At 70.7% G+C, this 20841-nt stretch carries 19 protein-coding genes; 13 read left to right on the top strand and 6 right to left on the bottom strand.

The window, feature by feature from the left end:
* The first annotated feature begins 156 nt into the window (after positions 1–156).
* Positions 157–1023, top strand: a complete 867-nt coding sequence (locus ACIBJB_RS39130) for a hypothetical protein (RefSeq protein ID WP_398938261.1) — start codon at positions 157–159, stop codon at positions 1021–1023.
* A 75-nt stretch (positions 1024–1098) separates the two neighbouring features.
* On the opposite strand, the gene disA is transcribed toward ACIBJB_RS39130, so the two are convergent.
* Both disA and radA read right to left on the bottom strand, forming a co-directional pair.
* Positions 1099–2223, bottom strand: coding sequence for a DNA integrity scanning diadenylate cyclase DisA (gene disA / locus ACIBJB_RS39125; protein ID WP_398938259.1), 1125 nt, complete (start codon positions 2221–2223; stop codon positions 1099–1101).
* 80 nt (positions 2224–2303) lie between these two features.
* Positions 2304–3713, bottom strand: a complete 1410-nt coding sequence (radA, locus tag ACIBJB_RS39120) for a DNA repair protein RadA (RefSeq protein ID WP_398938258.1) — start codon at positions 3711–3713, stop codon at positions 2304–2306.
* A gap of 346 nt (positions 3714–4059) precedes the next feature.
* Between radA and ACIBJB_RS39115 the strand changes: the two genes are divergently transcribed.
* Positions 4060–5736 (top strand): hypothetical protein, encoded by a 1677-nt coding sequence (locus tag ACIBJB_RS39115; RefSeq protein ID WP_398938256.1) that lies wholly within the window; start codon positions 4060–4062, stop codon positions 5734–5736.
* 46 nt (positions 5737–5782) lie between these two features.
* On the opposite strand, the gene ACIBJB_RS39110 is transcribed toward ACIBJB_RS39115, so the two are convergent.
* Positions 5783–6649 (bottom strand): hypothetical protein, encoded by an 867-nt coding sequence (locus ACIBJB_RS39110; RefSeq protein WP_398938254.1) that lies wholly within the window; start codon positions 6647–6649, stop codon positions 5783–5785.
* A 71-nt stretch (positions 6650–6720) separates the two neighbouring features.
* Here ACIBJB_RS39110 and ACIBJB_RS39105 point away from each other — a divergent pair, with 71 nt between their 5' ends.
* The 4 genes from ACIBJB_RS39105 (at position 6721) to ilvD (ending at position 11281) form a co-directional block, all read left to right on the top strand.
* Positions 6721–7662, top strand: coding sequence for a Ppx/GppA family phosphatase (locus ACIBJB_RS39105; RefSeq protein WP_398938252.1), 942 nt, complete (start codon positions 6721–6723; stop codon positions 7660–7662).
* 115 nt (positions 7663–7777) lie between these two features.
* The gene (locus ACIBJB_RS39100; RefSeq protein ID WP_280863296.1) at positions 7778–8602 is read left to right on the top strand and encodes a sugar phosphate isomerase/epimerase; all 825 of its coding nucleotides are present in this window, start codon (positions 7778–7780) and stop codon (positions 8600–8602) included.
* A 46-nt stretch (positions 8603–8648) separates the two neighbouring features.
* The gene (locus ACIBJB_RS39095) at positions 8649–9260 is read left to right on the top strand and encodes a TetR family transcriptional regulator (RefSeq protein ID WP_398938250.1); all 612 of its coding nucleotides are present in this window, start codon (positions 8649–8651) and stop codon (positions 9258–9260) included.
* A gap of 167 nt (positions 9261–9427) precedes the next feature.
* Positions 9428–11281 carry a dihydroxy-acid dehydratase gene (gene ilvD / locus ACIBJB_RS39090; RefSeq protein WP_398938248.1) on the top strand — a complete coding sequence of 618 codons (1854 nt, stop codon included), beginning with the start codon at positions 9428–9430 and terminating at the stop codon, positions 11279–11281.
* Between the two features lie 58 nt (positions 11282–11339).
* Here ilvD and ACIBJB_RS39085 read toward each other — a convergent pair whose 3' ends face one another.
* Positions 11340–13427 (bottom strand): serine/threonine-protein kinase, encoded by a 2088-nt coding sequence (locus ACIBJB_RS39085; protein WP_398938246.1) that lies wholly within the window; start codon positions 13425–13427, stop codon positions 11340–11342.
* Positions 13428–13609: 182 nt separating this feature from the next.
* Between ACIBJB_RS39085 and ACIBJB_RS39080 the strand changes: the two genes are divergently transcribed.
* From ACIBJB_RS39080 to proC, 7 genes are all read left to right on the top strand, one after another.
* Positions 13610–13927: an SH3 domain-containing protein gene (locus tag ACIBJB_RS39080; protein ID WP_398938244.1), complete on the top strand. Its 318-nt coding sequence runs from the start codon at positions 13610–13612 to the stop codon at positions 13925–13927.
* 20 nt (positions 13928–13947) lie between these two features.
* Complete coding sequence (locus ACIBJB_RS39075; RefSeq protein WP_373432435.1) at positions 13948–14283, top strand: SH3 domain-containing protein; 336 nt, start codon at positions 13948–13950, stop codon at positions 14281–14283.
* Between the two features lie 44 nt (positions 14284–14327).
* The gene (locus ACIBJB_RS39070) at positions 14328–14837 is read left to right on the top strand and encodes an EamA/RhaT family transporter (RefSeq protein WP_398938241.1); all 510 of its coding nucleotides are present in this window, start codon (positions 14328–14330) and stop codon (positions 14835–14837) included.
* Between the two features lie 136 nt (positions 14838–14973).
* Positions 14974–15753 carry a class I SAM-dependent methyltransferase gene (locus ACIBJB_RS39065; protein ID WP_398938239.1) on the top strand — a complete coding sequence of 260 codons (780 nt, stop codon included), beginning with the start codon at positions 14974–14976 and terminating at the stop codon, positions 15751–15753.
* 65 nt (positions 15754–15818) lie between these two features.
* Positions 15819–16643: an ABC transporter ATP-binding protein gene (locus ACIBJB_RS39060; protein ID WP_398938237.1), complete on the top strand. Its 825-nt coding sequence runs from the start codon at positions 15819–15821 to the stop codon at positions 16641–16643.
* Complete coding sequence (locus ACIBJB_RS39055) at positions 16640–17425, top strand: ABC transporter permease (protein WP_398938235.1); 786 nt, start codon at positions 16640–16642, stop codon at positions 17423–17425. The genes ACIBJB_RS39060 and ACIBJB_RS39055 overlap by 4 nt, the downstream gene beginning before the upstream one ends.
* A 128-nt stretch (positions 17426–17553) precedes the next feature.
* Complete coding sequence (gene proC, locus ACIBJB_RS39050; RefSeq protein ID WP_398938234.1) at positions 17554–18366, top strand: pyrroline-5-carboxylate reductase; 813 nt, start codon at positions 17554–17556, stop codon at positions 18364–18366.
* 16 nt (positions 18367–18382) lie between these two features.
* Here proC and ACIBJB_RS39045 read toward each other — a convergent pair whose 3' ends face one another.
* Both ACIBJB_RS39045 and trpS read right to left on the bottom strand, forming a co-directional pair.
* A complete protein-coding gene (locus tag ACIBJB_RS39045; RefSeq protein ID WP_398938232.1) occupies positions 18383–18970 on the bottom strand; it encodes a cysteine hydrolase family protein in 588 nt (195 codons plus the stop codon).
* 135 nt (positions 18971–19105) lie between these two features.
* The gene (gene trpS, locus ACIBJB_RS39040; RefSeq protein WP_398938230.1) at positions 19106–20167 is read right to left on the bottom strand and encodes a tryptophan--tRNA ligase; all 1062 of its coding nucleotides are present in this window, start codon (positions 20165–20167) and stop codon (positions 19106–19108) included.
* Positions 20168–20841: the final 674 nt, after the last annotated feature.

Below are 20841 nucleotides of genomic sequence, written 5' to 3'. Positions count from 1 at the left end.
CGGGCCGGTTCGGTCACGATCCGCTGTCGGCACGTGTCAGGCCTGCCGGAAGTCCCGGGCGGGACCGTCGTTTCCGGAATGATGATCCTGAAAAGTTGTGTCGCCCGGCGGCGGGTGAGGGCGGTGAACTCGCCGATCTCTCGTACAGTTTGCGCCGTGGGATCTCTGCGCAATCCGGTCGGGCCGCTTCCCTCCTCCATCTACTGGCGACGGAGGGCCGTCATGCTGTCCGTCCTCGCCGTGCTGGCGCTGCTGATCGCATGGATCGTCAGCTCCGGCGGCGGAGGCGGCAAGAACGGTGCGGACGGGTCCAACGGCAAGCATCCCACCCCCTCCACGATCAGCCCCGGACCGTCCGGTTCCGGCCCCGCGATCAGTCAAGCGCCGGGCGGGCGCGACGAGTCGACGACCGGTGGGGACACTGGCGGCGGTTCGGGCTCGGGCTCCGGTTCCGGTTCCGGGGCCGGAACGGGGGGCGGCTCGGGCGCCGGTGGTGAGACGGGTACGGGCGGTTCCGCCGGGGCAGCCGGGGCCGGCGGAGCCGGTGGCGCGGGGGGTGGCGGTACAGGTACCGGTACCGGAGTCGGGCAGGGTGACACTCTTCCGGCCGGCTCCACACTTCCCAACTGCACCGCCGGTGCGGTGAAGTTGAGCGTGCGCAGCCTGCGCAACGCCTACGACCCCGGCCAGAAGCCCACGTTGCTGCTGACCGCGACCAACTCCTCCGGCAGCGACTGCAAGGTCGATCTCGGGCCGAAGAACGCGGTGTTGACGGTCACTCAGGCCGGCGAGGACGACCCCTACTGGTCGTCCGCCGACTGTCCCGCCACCGTCGGCCACCTCGTCTACCGGGCTCCGGCCGGCAGCAGCATCACGTACACCGTGAAGTGGGACCGCAAGCCGAGTGCGCCGCAGTGTGCGACGCCTGCGGCGGGGTCGGCCGGGGCGGGGACGTACCTGGTGGAGCTCAAGGCGCCGGGGTATGCGACCGTGCAGGCTTCGTTCGTGCTGGAGAACGACTAGCTGGAGAACGGCTCGCTGGAGAACGGCTCGCTGGAGAACGGCTGACCGGAGAACGGCTGAGGGGGTGCCGGCCCCCTATACGTACCGCTCCAGGATCGAGCTCTCCGCCAGGCGGGACAGGCCCTCCCGGACGCTCCTCGCCCTTGCCTCGCCCACTCCGTCGACCGTCTGCAGGTCGTCCACGCTTGCCGCCAGGAGCTTCTGGAGGCTGCCGAAGTGGTCCACCAGGCGGTCGATGATCGCGCCCGGCAGGCGGGGGACCTTGGCCAGCAGGCGGAAGCCCCGGGGGGAGACCCCCGAGTCGATCGCCTCGGGCGAGCCGGTGTAGCCCAGGGCGCGGGCGACCGTGGGGAGTTCGAGGAGTTCCGCGTGGGTCAGGGCGTCCAGTTCGTACAGCGCCTCGTCGACCGTGCGGGAGCGCTTCGCGGTGGGTTCGGGGACGTAGTCCCGGACCACCAGTTCGCGTTCCGGCTCCACGCCCGCGATCAACTCGTCCAGCTGGAGGGCGAGGAGGCGGCCGTCCGTGCCGAGTTCGACGACATACTCGGCGATCTCCGTGGCGATACGGCGGACCATCTCCAGGCGCTGGGCCACCGCCGAGACGTCCCGGACCGTCACGAGGTCCTCGATCTCCAGTGCGGAGAGCGTGCCCGCGACCTCGTCCAGGCGGAGCTTGTACCGCTCCAGAGTCGCCAGGGCCTGGTTCGCTCGGGACAGGATCGCCGCCGAGTCCTCCAGGACACGGCGCTGGCCGTCGACGTACAGGGCGATGAGGCGCATCGACTGGGAGACGGAGACGACCGGGAAGCCGACCTGCTTGCTCACGCGGTCCGCGGTGCGGTGCCGGGTGCCCGTCTCCTCCGTCGGGATCGTCGCGTCGGGCACGAACTGCACGCCCGCCCGCAGGATCTTCGACAGGTCGGACGAGAGCACGATGCCGCCGTCCAGCTTGCACAGCTCACGCAGACGCGTGGCCGCGAACTCGACGTCCAGGACGAAACCGCCCGTGCACATCGTCTCCACCGTCTTGTCGAAGCCGAGCACGATGAGTCCGCCGGTGTTGCCGCGCAACACCCGCTCGAGGCCGTCGCGCAGGGGGGTGCCGGGGGCCACGGCGCTCAGGGAGGCGCGCATCAGGCCATCGGAACCGGCACTCCCACCGGACTTTCCGGGAGCTGCCGCCCGGTCGTTGGCTGCCACTGCTCTCCTCCGGTCGCGGGGTCTTGGACGCTCCCGTGTCGTCGTTCGGTTCGTACGGACGGGCGAGACCAGGGCAAAGTCTACCGGCGCTCCTCCTCGTCCCGTGGGGCCTCTCGCCGACGCGAGCGCGGAAGGACCCTCAGGGCGTCCCCTATGTCCGCCACTTCCAGGACCTTCATGCCGGCCGGGATCTTGCCGGGATCGCCCGGTACGAGGGCGTGCGTGAAGCCCAGACGGTGTGCCTCGGAGAGCCTGCGCTGGACGCCCGTGACCCGTCTGACCTCGCCCGCAAGGCCCACTTCGCCGATCGCGACGAGGTTCTTGGGCAGCGGGGTGTCGCTGGCCGCCGACGCCAGGGCGAGGGCGATCGCCAGGTCCGCGGCAGGTTCCGAAAGCTTTACACCACCGACCGTCGCGGAGTAGATGTCCCGCTTGCCGAGTGCGCTGATCCGGCCTCGCTGCTCCAGGACGGCGAGCATCATCGAGACGCGTGAGGTCTCCAGACCGGAGGTGGTGCGCCGGGGCGAGGGGATCTGTGAGTCGACGGTGAGTGCCTGGACCTCGGCCACCAGAGGGCGGCGACCTTCCAGGGTGACGGTGAGACAGGTGCCCGGGACCGGTTCGGCACGACGTGTCAGGAAAAGTCCGCTCGGGTCCGCGAGGCCCGTGATGCCCTCGTCGTGCAGTTCGAAGCAGCCGACCTCGTCGGTCGCGCCGTAGCGGTTCTTGACGCCCCGTACGAGCCGGAGGCGCGCGTGCCGGTCGCCCTCGAAGCTGAGGACCACGTCCACGAGGTGCTCGAGCAGGCGTGGGCCCGCGATCGCGCCGTCCTTGGTGACATGGCCCACCAGGAGGGTGGACATCCCGCGCTCCTTGGACGCCCGGATCAGTGCCCCGGCCACCTCGCGCACCTGGGCCATGCCGCCGGGGGCGCCGTCGATCTCGGGGGAGGCCACCGTCTGCACCGAGTCGAGGATCAGCAGGGACGGCTTCACCGCGTCCAGGTGTCCGAGGACCGCGGACAGGTCGGTCTCGGCGGCGAGATACAGGTCGTCGTCGATCGCCCCGATGCGGTCGGCGCGCATCCGGACCTGGCTCGCGGACTCCTCGCCTGTCACATAGAGCGTGCGGTGTTCGTCGCTCGCCGCCTTGGCCGCCACGTCCAGCAGCAGCGTGGACTTGCCGACGCCGGGTTCGCCCGCCAGGAGCACCACGGCGCCGGGCACGAGGCCGCCGCCGAGCACCCGGTCCAGCTCGGGCACGCCGGTGGAGCGGGCCGTGGCCTGACGGCCGTCGACCTGGCCGATGGGCACGGCGGAGGTGGTGACGCGGCCGGGTGTCGTCGTACGCACCGCGGGCGCGCCGTACTCCTCGATCGTCCCCCAGGCCTGGCACTCGGGGCAGCGGCCGAGCCACTTGGCCGTCTGCCAGCCGCACTCGGTGCAGCGGTAGGACGGACGCTCCTTGGCGGACTTCGTACGGGCAGCCATGCACGAACCGTAACCGCCGCCACTGACAACCCGGCCGCCGCCCGCCGGACGGCATGCGCCCCGGCATCCGGACCGACCCGGTCCCCGGCATCGGACCGAGCCGCTCCCCGGCATCCGGACCGACCCGATCCCCGACATCGGACCGAGCCGCCCCCCGGCATCCGGACCGACCCGGCCCCGGCATCCGAATCACCCCGCGCCCCGCACGCGAACCGGCCACGTCACGATGGGAACGAGCCACGGAATCGCGGGTTCCTGTCCCCTATTGAGGGATCGTTTCACCCGTACGGAGTAAAAGTGCTCGAGGCGCCGGAAGAGGCCATCTTCCGCCCCCTACGGTCCACGGATGATGAGCAGCAGTCCGGAGACCTCGACCCGCACCACCGGCGCGCACCGGGCGCAACGGGAGGAGCGCGACCGCGGTGCCGCGCGCACGCCGGCGCAAGGGCCGCCCGCGCGCTACGAGCCGTACCTGGACGGCCTGTTCACCTACTGCCTGTCCGTGCTGTGCGACCACGACGCGGCGATCGCGGCCCTCGGCGACGTCCTCGCGCTCGCCGAGAGGCGCGGCGGCCCGGAGGCGGCCGGCGACCGCAGGGCCTGGCTGTACGCGCTGGCCCGCTGGGCCTGTCTGCGCAAGCTGGCCGAGGCCAAGCAGAAACGTCAGGCCACCCATGCGGCGGGACGCCACGGAGCGTCCCGGAAGTCCGCCGAACCCCCGGTCGCCGAGGACCTTCAGGAGGGGCGTCGCCGCGAACTCGCCCTGCTGGCCTGGCCGGAGGCGGCCGGTACGACCCCCGAGCAGCGCGAGGCGCTCGAACTCGCCGTACGTCACCACCTCGCCGCCCACGAGGTCGCCGCCGTCCTCGGCATGGACCTCGCCGGCGCCCGCGAACTGCTCGCCTCCGCCGCCTGCGAGGTCGAGCGCACCCGCGCGGCCCTCGCCGTCGTCGAGACCGGGGACTGTCCGAGTGTGGCCCGGCTCACCGGCGACAGCCAGTTCGTGCTCAGCTCCGCCCTGCGCCGCGAACTCGTGCGCCATGTCGACGACTGCCCGCGCTGCCGCCGCAGTGCCGAGCGCGCGATTCCCGGTCGCTGGCCCGGAGCCATGACCACGCCCGCCGAGCTGCCCGTGCTCGAGGCGCCGCGCGGGGCGCTGCACATGGCGCCGGCGCACCCGCCACGCGCGCGTGGCGGCACCGTGCCCCGCTTCGACCGGCGCGGCTTCCCGATGGATCCCAAGGACCGGGCCGCCCGCCGCGACCGCCTGCGCGCGCGTGCCGTCACCACGACCGTCGTCGCCACCGTCGTCGCCGCTCCCGTGCTCGCCCTGTGGGCCGCCTACCGGGGCGGCCCCGGCGAGGGAGTCGACGGCCACTCCGCGAGCGCCAGCGAGGCGCACGGACCCGGCACCCTGGACGGCGAGACGGCGAGCGGCGGCTACCAGAACGCCGGCAACGCCCGCACCGAATCCGGCAACCACTTCGCCAAGGACGGCCGCCCCGACGTCTCCGTGGAGGTCGTCAGCGTCACCGGGGCCGGCCGGAAGGGCGCCAGGCACCTGGAGGTCGGCGCCGACAACAGCGGCGACACCACGCTGATCACCCTCACCGCGACCGGCGACACCCCGGTCCGCTGGTCGGCCACCACGGGAGCCTCCTGGCTCTACCTCAGCCAGTCCTCGGGGACCCTGAGACACGGCGAGTCGTTGACGATCAAGGTGTACGTCGACCATCTGCGCGAGCCCTCCGGCCCCTGGAGCGGGCGCGTGGCGATCGCACCGGCCGGCGCGGTCGTCACCATCCAGGGCTACGGCACGGCGCCCGCACCCTCCGAGCCCGGCGAGCCGACGACACCCCCGCTCAGCCCCAGCCCCACGTCCTCGGCCCCCTCGGATCCCCCACCGAGCGACCCTCCGTCCTCGTCCCCCTCCCCGACCCCACCGGACCCCACCCCGTCCGACCCGGCAAGCCCGACGCCCCCACCTGCGGACAGCGGCGACCCGAGCCCGTCCGCGTCGTAGCGGACAGATCGGGGCCGGAGTGCGTTGGGTCGGGGGTGCCGGGCGCTCAGTCGGTCGGGTCCGCCGGATGCGGTGCCAGCAGGGGCAGCTGGGAGGCCAGGCGCTCCTCGCAGAGCTCGACGAGGCGGTCGTAGCCCGCCTTGCCCATGAGCTCGATCAGTTCGGGGCGGTAGGAGACGTACACCGGGTCACCGGCGCCGTGTGCCGAGGTCGCCGACGTGCACCACCAGTGCAGGTCGTGACCGCCCGGACCCCAGCCGCGCCGGTCGTACTCGCCGATCGACACCTGGAGCACGCGGGTGTCGTCGGGCCGGTCGATCCAGTCGTACGTCCGCCGCACCGGAAGCTGCCAGCAGACGTCCGGCTTGGTCTCCAGCGGCTCACGGCCCTCCTTCAGGGCCAGGATGTGCAGCGAGCAGCCCGCGCCGCCCGCGAAGCCGGGCCGGTTCTGGAAGATGCAGGAGCCCTGGAAGGGCCGGGTCTGCCGGTCGCCGTCCTCGTCCTCCGAGATCCAGCCGTTCTCCGTGCCCTCGTCGTGGTGCTGCCAGAGGTCCGGAGTGAGTCGCGCCACATGTTCGGCGACCCGCTTCTCGTCGTCCTCGTCGGAGAAGTGGGCACCCAGCGTGCAGCACCCGTCGTCCGCCCGGCCCGCCTGGATGCCCTGGCAGCCACTGCCGAAGATGCAGTTCCACCGAGAGGTCAGCCATGTCAGATCGCAGCGGAAGACCTGCTCGTCGTCCGCCGGATCCGGGAACTCCACCCACGCGCGTGCGAAGTCGAGCCCCTTCTCGTCGGCCTTCAGGGCTTTCATGGCCTTCTTCGACTGCTTCGGTGGCTTCGGTGGCTTCACCCGCGAAGGACCGCCGGCAGAATCGGCCGTTTTGTCGTCCTTCACCTTTTTCGTCTTTGGCACGCGTCCAGGGTAAGTCGCCCGAGGCCCCTCCGGACACAGTCGAACGCCCAGCTGGCAGTAGCGTTCCCTACATGAGACTCGGTGTCCTCGACGTGGGATCGAACACGGTGCATCTGCTGGTGGTGGACGCGCACCCCGGCGCCCGCCCCCTGCCCGCGCACTCGCACAAGGCGGAACTGCGCCTTGCCCAACTCCTCGACGAGGCCGGGGCGATCGGTCCCGAAGGCGTCGAGAAGCTGGTCTCGGTCGTCAAGGACGCGCTGCAGGCCGCCGAGGACAAGGGCGTCGAGGACCTGCTCCCGTTCGCCACCTCCGCCGTCCGCGAGGCAAGCAACGCCGACGACGTCCTCGCGCGCGTGCAGGCCGAGACCGGCGTAGAGCTCCAGGTCCTCACCGGCGCGGAAGAGGCCCGCCTCACCTTCCTCGCCGCCCGCCGCTGGTTCGGCTGGTCGGCGGGCAAGCTCCTGGTCCTCGACATCGGCGGCGGCTCCCTGGAGATCGCCTACGGCATCGACGAGGAACCGGACGCGGTGGCCTCCCTCCCGCTGGGCGCGGGCCGCCTCACGGCAGGCTGGCTCCCCGGCGACCCCCCGGATCCGGACGCCATCCGGGCCCTACGGCGCCACGTACGCGCCCAGATCGCCCGCACCGTCGGCGAGTTCGCCCGCTTCGGCGCCCCCGACCACGTGGTCGCCACGTCCAAGACCTTCAAGCAGCTGGCCCGCCTGGCAGGCGCGGCCCGCTCGACGGAGGGCCTCTACGTCCAGCGCGAACTGAAGCGCGAGTCGCTGGAGGCCTGGGTCCCGAGGCTGGCCGGCATGACGACGGACCAGCGGGCGGAACTCCCGGGCGTGTCGGAGGGCCGGGCGAACCAGCTCCTGGCGGGTGCCTTGGTGGCCGAGGGCGCGATGGATCTGTTCGGTGTGGAAAAGGTGGAAATCTGCCCCTGGGCGCTGAGGGAGGGCGTCATCCTGCGCAGACTTGACCATATGGGATCAGTCCAGGGCATGTAGGGGCGCGCGGAACGGCGCGAGCAACCCGGACGCACCGCACCCGCCCAGTGGCAATCACCACAACGGCGAATAGGCACCCCGCACCCCACCCACGGCAACCCGTAATCTGTCCCCCATGGCAGAGCCAGTCGTACGGATCCCGGATGCGAAGGTCGCCCTGTCGACGGCCTCCGTCTACCCGGAGTCGACGGCGACGGCCTTCGAGATCGCCGCACGCCTCGGATACGACGGCGTCGAGGTCATGGTGTGGACCGACCCGGTCAGCCAGGACATCGAGGCCCTGCGCCGCCTCTCCGACTACCACGGCATCCCCATACTCGCCGTGCACGCCCCCTGCCTGCTCATCACGCAGCGCGTGTGGTCGACGGACCCCTGGGTCAAGCTCCAGCGCGCCCGCGCGGCGGCCGAGAAGCTGGGCGCGAGCACGGTCGTCGTCCACCCGCCGTTCCGCTGGCAGCGCCAGTACGCCCGTGACTTCGTCAGCGGGATCTGGCGGATGGCGAACGAGACGGACGTACGGTTCGCCGTCGAGAACATGTACCCCTGGCGCTACCGCGACCGCGAGATGCTCGCCTACGCCCCCGACTGGGACGTCACCAAGGACGACTACCGGCACTTCACGATCGACCTCAGCCACGCGGCGACCTCCAGGACCGACGCGATGCAGATGGTCGACCGGATGGGAGACCGTCTCGGCCATGTGCACCTCGCCGACGGCAAGGGCTCCGCGAAGGACGAGCACCTCGTGCCCGGCCGCGGCTCCCAGCCCTGCGCCGAGCTCCTGGAGCGCCTCGCGCTGAGCGGCTTCGACGGCCATGTCGTCATCGAGGTCAACACCCGCCGCGCGATGTCCGGCGCCGAACGTGAGGCCGACCTCGCCGAGGCCCTGGCCTTCACCCGCCTCCATCTGGCCTCGGCGGTGCAGGTGCCCCGGCGATGAGCGAGCGAGCAGCCGTGAACCGAGCAGCCGTGAAGGCGCCCCGGCCGTGAGTGACGTCACAGCGCGGAAGCGCGGCCGACCCCGTCGTACGGAATCGGACGCGGCCGGTACCCGCGACCGGATCCTCCTCGCCGCCCGTGAGGAGTTCTCCGAGCGGGGCTACGAGAAGACGTCCGTGCGCGGGATCGCCAAGGCCGCCGGGGTCGACTCGGCCCTGGTCCACCACTACTTCGGCACCAAGGAGCAGGTCTTCGAGGCGGCCGTGGAAGTCGCCGCCGCGCCCGCGCTGAGCGCGCCCGACGCGCTCGCCGAGGGGCCGTTGGAGGACGTCGGAGAGCGCCTGACCCGCTTCATCTTCGGCGTCTGGGAGAACTCGGCGACGCGCATGCCGATCCTGGCGATCGTCCGCTCCGCCGTGACCAACGAGACCGCGGCCACCGTCTTCCGCCGCCTCGTCGCCGCCCAGCTGCTGCGCCGCATCGCCGACCAGCTGGACCTGCCGGACGCCGAGCTGCGGGCCGAGCTGGCGGCCGCGCAGCTCGTGGGGACGGCCATGCTGCGGTACGTGATCAAGGTGGAGCCGCTGGCGTCGACGGACATCGAGCAGATCATCGCCCGGGTGGCCCCGGTGGTGCAGCACCATCTGACCGGGCCCTGACCGGATCCTGGCCGACCCTGGACAGACCCTGATCCGAGACGGGCGTCCCGCATTCCGGACGGCCTGTCCCGACCCCTGGATGACCGGCGTACGCTCGTTAGCAGTCAGAAGTCTCATACGACCGTCTCTGAAGTCTCTGACGACCGTCTCTGAAGGAGCGAGCGACGATGCCCGAGCTGAGGTCCCGCACAGTCACCCACGGCCGCAACATGGCGGGCGCACGCGCCCTTATGCGCGCCTCCGGTGTACCCGGTGCGGACATCGGCCGCAAGCCGATCATCGCGGTCGCCAACTCCTTCACGGAGTTCGTGCCGGGCCACACCCACCTGCAGCCCGTCGGCCGGATCGTCTCCGAGGCGATCGTCGCGGCCGGCGGCATCCCGCGCGAGTTCAACACCATCGCCGTCGACGACGGCATCGCGATGGGCCACGGCGGCATGCTGTACTCCCTCCCCTCCCGCGACCTGATCGCGGACTCGGTGGAGTACATGGTCGAGGCCCACTGCGCCGACGCCCTGATCTGCATCTCCAACTGCGACAAGATCACCCCGGGCATGCTGAACGCCGCGCTGCGGCTCAACATCCCCACGGTCTTCGTCTCCGGCGGCCCGATGGAGTCCGGCCGCGCGACCCTCGTGGACGGCACGGTCCGCACCCTCGACCTGGTCGACGCGATGTCCGAGGCCGTGAACGAGAAGATCTCGGACGCGGACATGCTCCGTATCGAGGAGAACGCCTGTCCGACCTGCGGCAGCTGTTCCGGCATGTTCACCGCCAACTCGATGAACTGCCTGACCGAGGCCATCGGCCTCTCCCTCCCCGGCAACGGCTCGGTCCTGGCCACGCACACGGCCCGCAAGCAGCTGTACGTCGACGCGGCCGACACGGTCATGGACATCACCCGCCGCTACTACGAGCAGGACGACGACACGGTTCTGCCGCGCAACGTCGCCACCTTCGCGGCGTTCGAGAACGCCATGGCGCTCGACATCGCCATGGGCGGCTCCACCAACACGATCCTGCACCTGCTGGCGGCGGCCCAGGAGGCGGAGGTCCCCTTCGGCCTCGCCGAGATCGACGCGGTCTCCCGCCGTGTCCCGTGCCTCGCGAAGGTCGCCCCGAACGTGGCGAAGAACCGCACGTACTACATGGAGGACGTGCACCGCGCGGGCGGCATCCCGGCGCTGCTGGGCGAACTGCACCGCGCGGGCCTGCTCAACGAGGACGTGCACTCGGTCCACAGCCCCTCGCTCGCGGACTGGCTCAAGACCTGGGACGTCCGCGGCGGCTCGCCGTCCGCGAAAGCCCTCGAGCTGTGGCACGCGGCCCCCGGCTGTGTCCGCTCCGCCGAGGCCTTCTCCCAGTCGGAGCGCTGGGCGTCCCTCGACGAGGACGCCGCCGAGGGCTGTATCCGCAGCGCCGAGCACGCGTACTCCAAGGACGGCGGCCTGGCGGTCCTCAAGGGCAACCTGGCGGTCGACGGCTGTGTCGTGAAGACGGCCGGCGTGGACGAGTCGATCTGGCGGTTCGAGGGACCGGCGGTGGTCTGCGAGTCGCAGGAGGACGCCGTCCAGAAGATCCTGACCCAGCAGGTCAAGGAGGGCGACGTCGTCGTCATCCGCTACGAGGGTCCCAAGGGCGGCCCCGGTATGCAGGAGATGCTCTACCCGACCTCGTACCTGAAGGGCCGCGGTCTCGGCAAGGCCTGCGCCCTGATCACCGACGGCCGCTTCTCCGGCGGCACGTCCGGCCTGTCCATCGGCCACGCCTCCCCGGAGGCCGCGGCCGGCGGCACCATCGCCCTCGTCGAGGACGGCGACCGCATCCGCATCGACATCCCCGGGCGGACGATCGAGCTCCTGGTCGACGACGAGGAGCTGGCCCGTCGCGAGGCCGCGCTGGATGGCGCCTACGCCCCGAAGAACCGCGAGCGCAAGGTCTCGGCGGCGCTGCGGGCCTACGCGGCGATGGCCACGAGCGCGGACAAGGGCGCGGTGCGGGACGTGTCGAAGCTGGGCTGAGGTCGCCCCGCCAGATGTGGGGCCGTCCCTTCGGGGGCGGCCCCCTTTTTTGTGTGCGCTACCAGTCCGCGGGGGCGCGGGCGTCCACGGCGAAGACGGTGCCGTCGGGGGCGGTGGCGTAGACGTGACCGTCGGCGAGGACGGGCTTGGGCAGCGCGCCGGCGACGGTGCCGGAGTTCGAGCCGAGGCGCGCCGGGGTCTGTCCGACCAGGCGCCCCTTGGCGGCGCCGATGGCCAGCAGCCGTCCGTCGGCCGCGGTGAAGTACACATGGCGGGCGTCGGCGACCGGTACGGAGCCACGGCTCACGGATGTCTCAAGAGTCCAGAGCCGCTTGCCCGCGTCCGTGTCCACGGCGTCCAGGGAACCGTTGGTCGCCAGCACGTAGACCACGTTCCCGTGCACAGTGGCCTGGGCGTCGGCGCGCGCCACCGGGAGCTTCACCCGGTCCGACGACCTGCTCGCCGGGGTGTAGCGGACGACGGCGTCCGTGTCGCCGTACTGGTTGTCCGTGGCGAGGAAGAAGACCGATCCGTCGCGCACGCCCACGGGGGTCAGGTTTCCGCTCAGCCGCGCGTCCCAGCGCACTGCTCCGGTGGCCGGGTCCACCGCGGTGACCCGGGTGGTCGAGGCGTCGCCGGAGAGGTTCATGGTGTAGGCCAGCGGGTCTCCGGCGAACGAGACGAACGTCGGCATGGGCTGCCCCGGCACCCGTCGGCTCCACTTGGAGACGCCCGTCGCGGCGTCCACCCCGGTGACCGTGCCGTCGAGGAGGGTCAGCAGGAGCGTTCCCCGCGCGGTCTGCAGGGCGTGATGTGCGGGCAGGGTCCGTTGCCAACGCACCTTGCCCGAGGCGGGTTCGAGCGCCTCGAGGCGTCGCCCCTCGTCCACCATGGGCTGTACGAGACCGCCTCCGACGGCCGGTGCCTTGCTCGGGCTCGACTCGGCGACGGGGCGCTGCCACAGCAGGGTGCCGTCCGACGGATCCAGGGCGAAGACCGTACCGGGCCGTGCACAGACCAACTGACCGGTGCCGTACGAGCACTGCACCGCACCCGTGCCCTTCGGAACCGGGTCCGCCGCCCAGCCGGCGAACCCGGAAGCCGTGGGCTTGTCGCCGCTCTTCGCCGCGGTGCCGCCACCGTCGCCGAGCCCCTGGACACAGGCGAGGACGCCGGCCAGCACGAGCACGGCCGCGACGGCGGCCAGGGCGGCCTTTCTGGACGGACGCCTTCGGGGCCGTGACGCCGACTTCCTCGGTCCAGGCTCCGGCACATCGCCCGTGCGCTGCGCCGGTATGAACGCCTGCGTGTCGTACGAGGCCGCGACCGACCGCAGCTCCCGCATCAACTCGTCCGGCGTGGGCCGGTCCTCGGGCTCCTTGGCGAGGCACCGCACGATGAGCGGTGCGAGATTCTGCGGTACGCCCGTCAGATCCGGCTCGTCGTGCACGACCTGGTAGGCGACGACATACGGACTGTCGGAGTCGAACGGCCCGCGCCCGGTGGCCGCATGCACCATCACCGATCCGAGCGCGAAGATGTCGGCGGCGGGCCCCACCTCCCGGGGCCGCCGGAACTGCTCCGGCGCCATGAACGGCGGCGTCCCGATCAACTTCCCCGTCTCGGTGCGAAGTTCGCTGTCCTTTGGCCGAGAAATACCGAAGTCGATGACCTTCGGCCCGTCCTCGGCGAGCAGCACATTGCTCGGCTTGAGATCCCGGTGGACCACCCCGACCCGATGGATGTCGCGCAGCGCCTCAGCGAGCCCGGCCATCAGCCGACGCAACTCGGAGGGCGCCATGGGCCCGTTCCGCTTCACCTCGTCCGAGAGGGTCGGCCCCGGAATGAACAGCGTGGCCATCCAGGGCCGTTCGGCATCGGGATCGGCATCGACGACGGACGCGGTGAACGCCCCGCTCACCTTCCGGGCCGCGGCCACCTCCTGCCGGAAACGCCCCCTGAACTCGGGGTCCTTGGCGAACTCGGTATGGACGACCTTCACCGCGAGCTTCATCCCCGAGGTGCTGCGCGCGACATGAACGACGCCCATCCCGCCGGAGCCGAGGCATGACTCCAGCCGGTAGTGACCGGCGTACTCGGGAAGTTCCGCTTCCGCGCCCGCTCCGGTGTTGCCCTGTGGCGCCATGGAACCACCCCCGTGCTGATCGTCCGCGCGCGCGACGCACGGAGCCTAGTCGATGACTCGTACGGGACAGAGGCGGCTTGCTAGTCTCCGCGTGCGAGTTGCGTACATGTGTTTCATGGCGTGATTCAGGGGAATCAACGGGACCCCATGGCAGTCATGGGGACCAACGGGGGAGGATTTTCATGTCTGTTGACCGCGTGGAAGAGACCGAGGGCCTCAAGGAGACCGAAGCCCTGACGGCGGCGGCGTCGGTTCGCTACTACTCGATCGCACCCGGAGTCCGTCTCAACGTCCGCAGCGGCCCCGGCACGAGCTACAGCGTCGTGCGAGTACTGCCCGAGGGCGCGAAGGTGCCGATCTACTGCCAGACGCCCGGCACCTCGGTGACCGGCCCCTACGGCACCAGCAACATCTGGGACAACATCAGCAACAGCCAGTACATCTCCGACGCCTACGTACTGACCGGCAGCGACGGTTACGTCGCCGACCGCTGCTCCTGAATCTCCCTGGGGGGATCCTCATGACATCCCTGAAACGCAGATCCGTCATGCTCGTGGCCCTCGCCGGCGCCTTCCTCATGGTGGGCGCCGCCCACGCCGAGGCGGCCATCCACTACTACGACGTCGCCCCGGATCTCCGACTGAACGTCCGCCGTGGTCCCGGAACGCAGTACGGCATCGTCCGTGTCCTGCCCGAGGGCGCGAAGGTGGCGATCTACTGCCAGACGCCGGGTGAGACGGTGTCGGGCTACTACGGCACGTCGAACATCTGGGACAACATCGCCAACGGCGAGTTCGTCTCGGACACCTACGTCAAGACCGGCAGCGACGGCTACGTGGCATCACGCTGCGGCTGATCCCCGAAGGGAGCCCGCCCCCGCCCCGGAGCCATAATCGTCCCGTGAGCGACGAATCCGGCACCCAGGACATCCCCGCGGGCTCCCCAGCGGGCGGCCCCCGCCCCGAACCGATCCGCTTCTTCGGCACGGCCTGGGTGAACCACGACAACGGCTACGCCCTCCGCCGCGTCGGCGTGGCCACCGGCTCCCTCGCCGTCGCCGTCGCCTCCTGTCTGATCCTCCGCTTCGCCTACGAGGGCCTGCAGATCGCCGACACCGGCAGCTTCGTGACCGTCCTCGTCGTCGCGATGTTCGCGATCTGCAGCGCGCTGGCCTTCCGCACCACCTGGGACAGCTTCGGCAACCGCCCCGACCCGGACCGCCAGGCCTCCCTCCGCGGCCTCCTGGCCATCGGGTTCGTCGGGTCCCTCCTCGCGTACTTCTTCCGCTCCCTCACGGAGGCGCCGGGCGAGAAGCTGCACCGCGAGGAGTACGAGACTGCCCGGAAGGAGCACGCGAAGCGGGGCGCTCGCCGCACCGGGAACCCCTCGAAGAAGAAGCGCCGCCGCTGAGACCGCTCGGGCAGCCGAAGCGCCGTCGCGCCGGAGCCGTAGAACGGCACATTCCCGCGCCGCTTCCAGCGCCCGTACCTCCGGCTCTCACCGAAAACTCACCGCGCCCCAACCGCACCCCGGCCACCATGTCCCTATGACGGCTTCCTTCCACACCACCCGAGCCCACTCCTTCAACGCCGCCGCAGCCCAGTACGCCGCCAACCGCCCCTCCTACCCACCCGCCCTCTTCGACGCCGTCGAAGAGCTCGCCGGCCGGCCCCTCCCGGGTGCGCGGGTCGCCGACATCGGGGCCGGCACAGGTATCGCGACCGCTCTGCTGCAGGCCCGGGGCGCCGAGGTCGTCGCGGTCGAACCCGGGGACGGCATGGCGGCGCAGTTCCGCCGTACGCACCCCGGCATCCCGATCCTCATGGGCGACGGCAACGACCTCCCCCTCCGCACGGACTCCGTCGACTTCCTGACCTACGCCCAGTCCTGGCACTGGACCGACCCCGCCCGCGCGGTCCCCGAAGCCGTCCGGGTCCTGCGCCCCGGCGGCGCCCTCGCCCTGTGGTGGAACACCCACGCGCTCGACGTGCCGTGGATCACCGGCCAACTGGACCGCATCGGGGAGCACTTCAAGGCCTACGGCGCCCACCCGGCCGTCGAGGTGAACGGCAACGGAGCCCGGTCGGCCCTGGCCGATCCCACCGGCCGCCTGGACTTCGCCCACCGAGTGGTCCGCTGGAGCCGCCGCGTCCCCGTCGACACCCACCTCGCCAACATCGGCAGCCACTCGCTGTTCCTGGTCGCGGGCGCGGAGCACGCGGGCGCCTTCCTCGCCGAGGAGCGGCGGATCCTTCTGGACCTTTTCCCTGACGAAACCGTCGAGGAGACCTACGACGTCGAGCTGCTGGTCGCCGTCAACGCCTGACTCCGCCGAGCTCCAGGGGGCCGACTCGCTTGACGGGCAGAACCCGCGAGAGCATTATTCATCACATGGTGAATAAAGAGTCCGGGCCGCCCTACGACAACGACGACAGCACGGACCAAGGGCCCGCCATCCCCGCCGTCCACGCCGACGGCCTCACCGTCGTCCGAGGCCCCCGCACCGTCCTGCGCGGCCTCGCCTTGGACGTCCCACGCGGCCAGATCACCGGACTCCTCGGCCCCTCGGGCTGCGGCAAGTCCACGCTGATGCGCGCGGTCGTCGGCACCCAGGCCAAGGTCACCGGCACCCTCGACGTCCTCGGCCGGCCCGCGGGCCACCCCACCCTCCGCACCCGCATCGGCTACGTCACCCAGGCCCCCTCCGTCTACGACGACCTGACCGTCCGCCAGAACCTCGACTACTTCGCCGCGATCCTCGCCCCCGGCCGCGCCGCCGCCGACCGCCGCCACTCCGACGTCACCCAGGCCATCACCGACGTCGACCTCACCACCCACGCCGACTCCCTCGCCGGCAACCTCTCCGGCGGCCAGCGCAGCCGCGTCTCCCTCGCCGTGGCCCTCCTCGGCACCCCCGAACTCCTCGTCCTCGATGAACCCACCGTCGGCCTCGACCCCGTCCTGCGCCGCGACCTCTGGAACCTCTTCCACGACATCGCCGCCCGCCGCGGCGCCACCCTCCTCATCTCCTCCCACGTCATGGACGAGGCCGAGCGCTGCCACCGCCTCCTCCTGATGCGCGAGGGCGAGATCCTCGCCGACGACACCCCCGAGGCCCTCCGCACCCGCACCCACTCCGACACCGTCGAGGAGGCCTTCCTCCACCTGGTCGACCAGGCCGTCCAGGCAAGCCGCACCAAGGAGCCCACGCGATGACCACGACCACCACGCCGAACCTCGCGCCCGCTCCCACCACCGCCCTCAGCCTCTCCCGCACCACCGCGACCGCGGCCAGGGTCCTGCGCCAGCTCCGCCACGACCCGCGCACCATCGCGATGATGATCCTGATCCCCTGCGTGATGCTCCTCCTGCTGCGCTACGTCTTCGACGGCAGCCCGCGCACCTTCGACAGCATCGGCGCCTCCCTCCTCGGGATCTTCCCGCTGATCACGATGTTCCTGGTCACCTCCATCGCCACCCTGCGCGAACGCACCTCCGGCACCCTCGAACGCCTCCTCGCCATGCCACTGGGCAAAGGCGACCTCATCGCCGGCTACGCCCTCGCCTTCGGCGTCCTCGCGATCATCCAGTCCGCCCTCGCGACCGGCCTCGCCGTCTGGTTCCTCGGCCTCGACGTCACCGGCAGCCCGTGGCTCCTGCTGCTGGTCGCCCTGCTCGACGCCCTGCTCGGGACCGCCCTCGGCCTGTTCGTCTCGGCCTTCGCGGCCTCCGAGTTCCAGGCCGTCCAGTTCATGCCGGCCGTGATCTTCCCCCAACTCCTCCTCTGCGGGCTCTTCACCCCCCGCGACAACATGCACCCCGTCCTGGAGACCATCTCCGACGTCCTCCCCATGTCCTACGCCGTCGACGGCATGAACGAGGTCCTCAGGCACACGGACATGACAGCGACCTTCGTACGCGACGCGTTGATCGTGGCGGGCTGCGCACTGCTGGTCCTGGGACTGGGAGCGGCAACCCTCAGGCGCAGGACGGCATAGCGGCGCACAAGGGAGGCCATGGCGCTGCGCAAGCCCGGCCACCCCAAGCCAGTCCCGCCCACCCCACCCGTGTTCCGCCCACCGGATACCCGCCCTGCACGCCCCGACCCGGTGCCAGACTGAACCGCATGAGTCAGAAAGTCGCAGTCCTCGGCACCGGCAAGATCGGCGAAGCCTTGCTCAGCGGAATGATCCGCGCCGGCTGGGCCCCGGCCGACCTCCTGGTCACCGCCCGCCGCCCCGAGCGAGCCGAAGAACTCCGCAGCCGATACGGAGTCGCCCCGGTCACCAACCCGGAAGCCGCGAAGACCGCCGACACCCTGATCCTCACGGTCAAACCGCAGGACATGGGCACCCTCCTCGACGAACTCGCCCCGCACGTCCCGGCCGACCGCCTGGTCATCAGCGGCGCCGCCGGCATCCCCACCTCCTTCTTCGAGGAGCGCCTCGCCACCGGCACCCCCGTCGTCCGCGTCATGACCAACACGCCCGCCCTGGTCGACGAGGCCATGTCGGTCATCTCCGCCGGCACCCACGCCACCGCCGACCACCTCGCCCACACCGAGGAGATCTTCGGCGCCGTCGGCAAAACGCTCCGCGTCCCCGAGTCCCAGCAGGACGCCTGCACCGCCCTCTCCGGCTCCGGACCGGCGTACTTCTTCTACCTGGTCGAAGCCATGACCGACGCCGGCATCCTGCTCGGCCTGCCCCGCGACAAGGCCCACGACCTGATCGTCCAGTCCGCGATCGGCGCCGCGACGATGCTCCGCGACAGCGGCGAGCACCCGGTGAAGCTCCGCGAGAACGTCACCTCCCCCGCGGGCACCACCATCAACGCCATCCGCGAACTCGAGAACCACGGCGTACGCGCCGCCCTCATCGCCGCCCTGGAAGCCGCCCGCGACCGCAGCCGCGCCCTGGCCTCCGGCAAGAAGGACTGACGCCCACCGGGGGCGGTCACCCCGCCGCGTCCACCACTTCCTTCGTGGCCACCACACGAGCGAAGCCGCCCCCGTGCAGCGAGACCGCCGACGCCTGTGCCACCTCGTCCGCACTCCGCCGCCAGCCGAACGGGCCCTCCAGATCGAACGTGTGCGTCGCGTCATAGGCGACCACCACGTCGTACCCCAGGTTCCCGCCCATCCGAGCCGTCGTCTCCACGCACATGTTGGTCTGGATCCCGACCACCACGAACTGAGAAATCCCCTCGCCCTTCAGCCAGGCATCCAGATCCGGCGTCCCGTAGAAGGCAGAGTTCACGGTCTTCGTGACCAACAGCTCAACCCCTCCGACCCCCTTCCCGCGCCGCCGCTCCACGTACTCCTTGAAGGCGTTCCCCTCATACCCCGTCCGCAGCGGCGACTCGGGCTTGGGCGAGTCATGCCGTACGAAGACGACCGGCCGCCCCGTCGCCTGCCACACGTCGATGAGCGAAGCGATGTTGTCATCGGCCTCCGGGTTGTTCCGCGGTCCCCAGAAGTCGGCCTCGTCGAAGCCCTTCTGGACGTCCACGACCACCAGCGCTGCGTTCTGTGCGATCTCCATGCCGACGATCCTGCCGCCGGGAGCCCCTCCCACCCAGTGGGTGAAAGGACAGCGATCGATGATTTACTGCCAGCCGCGGGAGCGAGGAGCGAAGCGCCAGCACTTCGCATCGCTCCTCGCCACCAGCCCACGCGCCTACCGGGCAGTACTCAGCACGACTCCGCTGTCGACCGCGCCGGTATCCACCGCGACCGGATCGGAAGCGGCCGGAAGCAACCCGATCGCGCGATATGCGGCATCCACGGTCGGCCGCGCCATCGCCCGCGCTCTCTCCGCGCCATCCCGCAGCACCCCCTCCACATAGCCAGGATCCGCGCACAACTCCTTGTGCCTCTCCTGCACGGGCCTCAAGACCTCGACCACGGCCTCGGCGGTGTCCTTCTTCAAGGCGCCGTACGATTCATATACACCGCTCAGCTCCGATGGGTTCCCACCCGTGCAGGACGCGAGGATCTCCAGCAGATTCGCCAGGCCGGGCCGCGCCTCCCGGTCGTACACGACCTCACGCCCGCTGTCGGTCACCGCTCGCATCACCTTCTTCCGCACGACATCCGGCTCGTCGAGCAGATAGACGATCCCCGGCCCGGAGTCGTCGGACTTCCCCATCTTCGACAGCGGATCCTGAAGGTTCATGACCCGCGCGCCCACCTTGGGCAGGGTGGCCCGGGGCACCACGAACGTGTAGCCGTACCGCTGGTTGAACCGCGCCGCCAGATCCCGCGTCAACTCCACGTGCTGAGCCTGGTCGTCCCCGACCGGCACCTCGTCGGCCCCGTACGCCAGGATGTCCGCCGCCATCAGCACGGGATACGTCAGCAACGACAGCCGCACACTCCCGCCCCGCGTCCGCTCCCGAGCGGCCTTCTCCTTGTACTGGATCATCCGCCGCATCTCGCCGTCCGTGGCCACGCACTCCAGCACGTACGACAGCCGCGCATGCTCGTCCACATGACTCTGTACGAACACGGTGCACAGCTCGGGATCCAGCCCCGCCGCGAGTAGCAGCGTCGCCGCCTGCCGACTCAGCCGACGCACCCGCGCCGGATCATGGTCGACGGTCAGGGCGTGCAGGTCGACGATGCAGAACAGCGACTCGGCCCGGTGCTGGTCGACCGTGACCCACTGCCGCATGGCTCCCAGGTAGTTCCCCAGCGTCAGATGCCCCGTCGGCTTGACCCCGCTGAAGACCCGCGTCATCTCTCCACCTCCTGGTCGAGGCCGCCGCCGCCGGCCAGCCGACCCTCAGGAGTCCTGGAGGGAGATACGCGAACGGCCGCCGAGGCGGCGGCCGTTGAGTGCATACGTGACTCCGGCCGCCGTCAGGCGGCCCACCACTGCTGGGTGCACGTACGCGTTGTCATGCCTGCCAGCGTACGCCTCCGAGCGCCCGTGGGGACCTGAGTTGACACTCCCCAGCCCGGTACGTAGTGTTCTCCGAGTTGTCCGACGTGAGCGCCGACTCCGGTCGGTCCCCGGACAGCCATTCCGCAGGTACCAGCCAACAAACGACGACAGTCGCTCTGTCTGCCGTCGCTGCATTGGCGTGTGTATTCGCGAAATGAGGAATCCGCGTTCGATAGGACGGCGGCCCCCGATTAGCTCGGGAGCCGGGAATCCGCTAAAGTCTCACTCGTCGGAACGGCCCAACCGCCGGGAAGGCAAGCCCCGCTGACTGGGAATCAGGCCCGAAAGGATCTGATAGAGTCGGAAACGCCGGAAAGGGAAACGCAAGAGCGGGAACCTGGAAAGCACCGAGGAAATCGGAACCGGAAACGGTCTGATAGAGTCGGAAACGCAAGACCGAAGGGAAAAGCCCGGAGGAAAGCCCGAGAGGGTGAGTACAAAGGAAGCGTCCGTTCCTTGAGAACTCA

The organism is Streptomyces sp. NPDC050759, from assembly GCF_044456945.1.
GTDB lineage: Bacteria > Actinomycetota > Actinomycetes > Streptomycetales > Streptomycetaceae > Streptomyces.
Note: the sequence above shows the minus strand (reverse complement) of the source record. Positions and strands in the feature narration are given on the sequence as shown.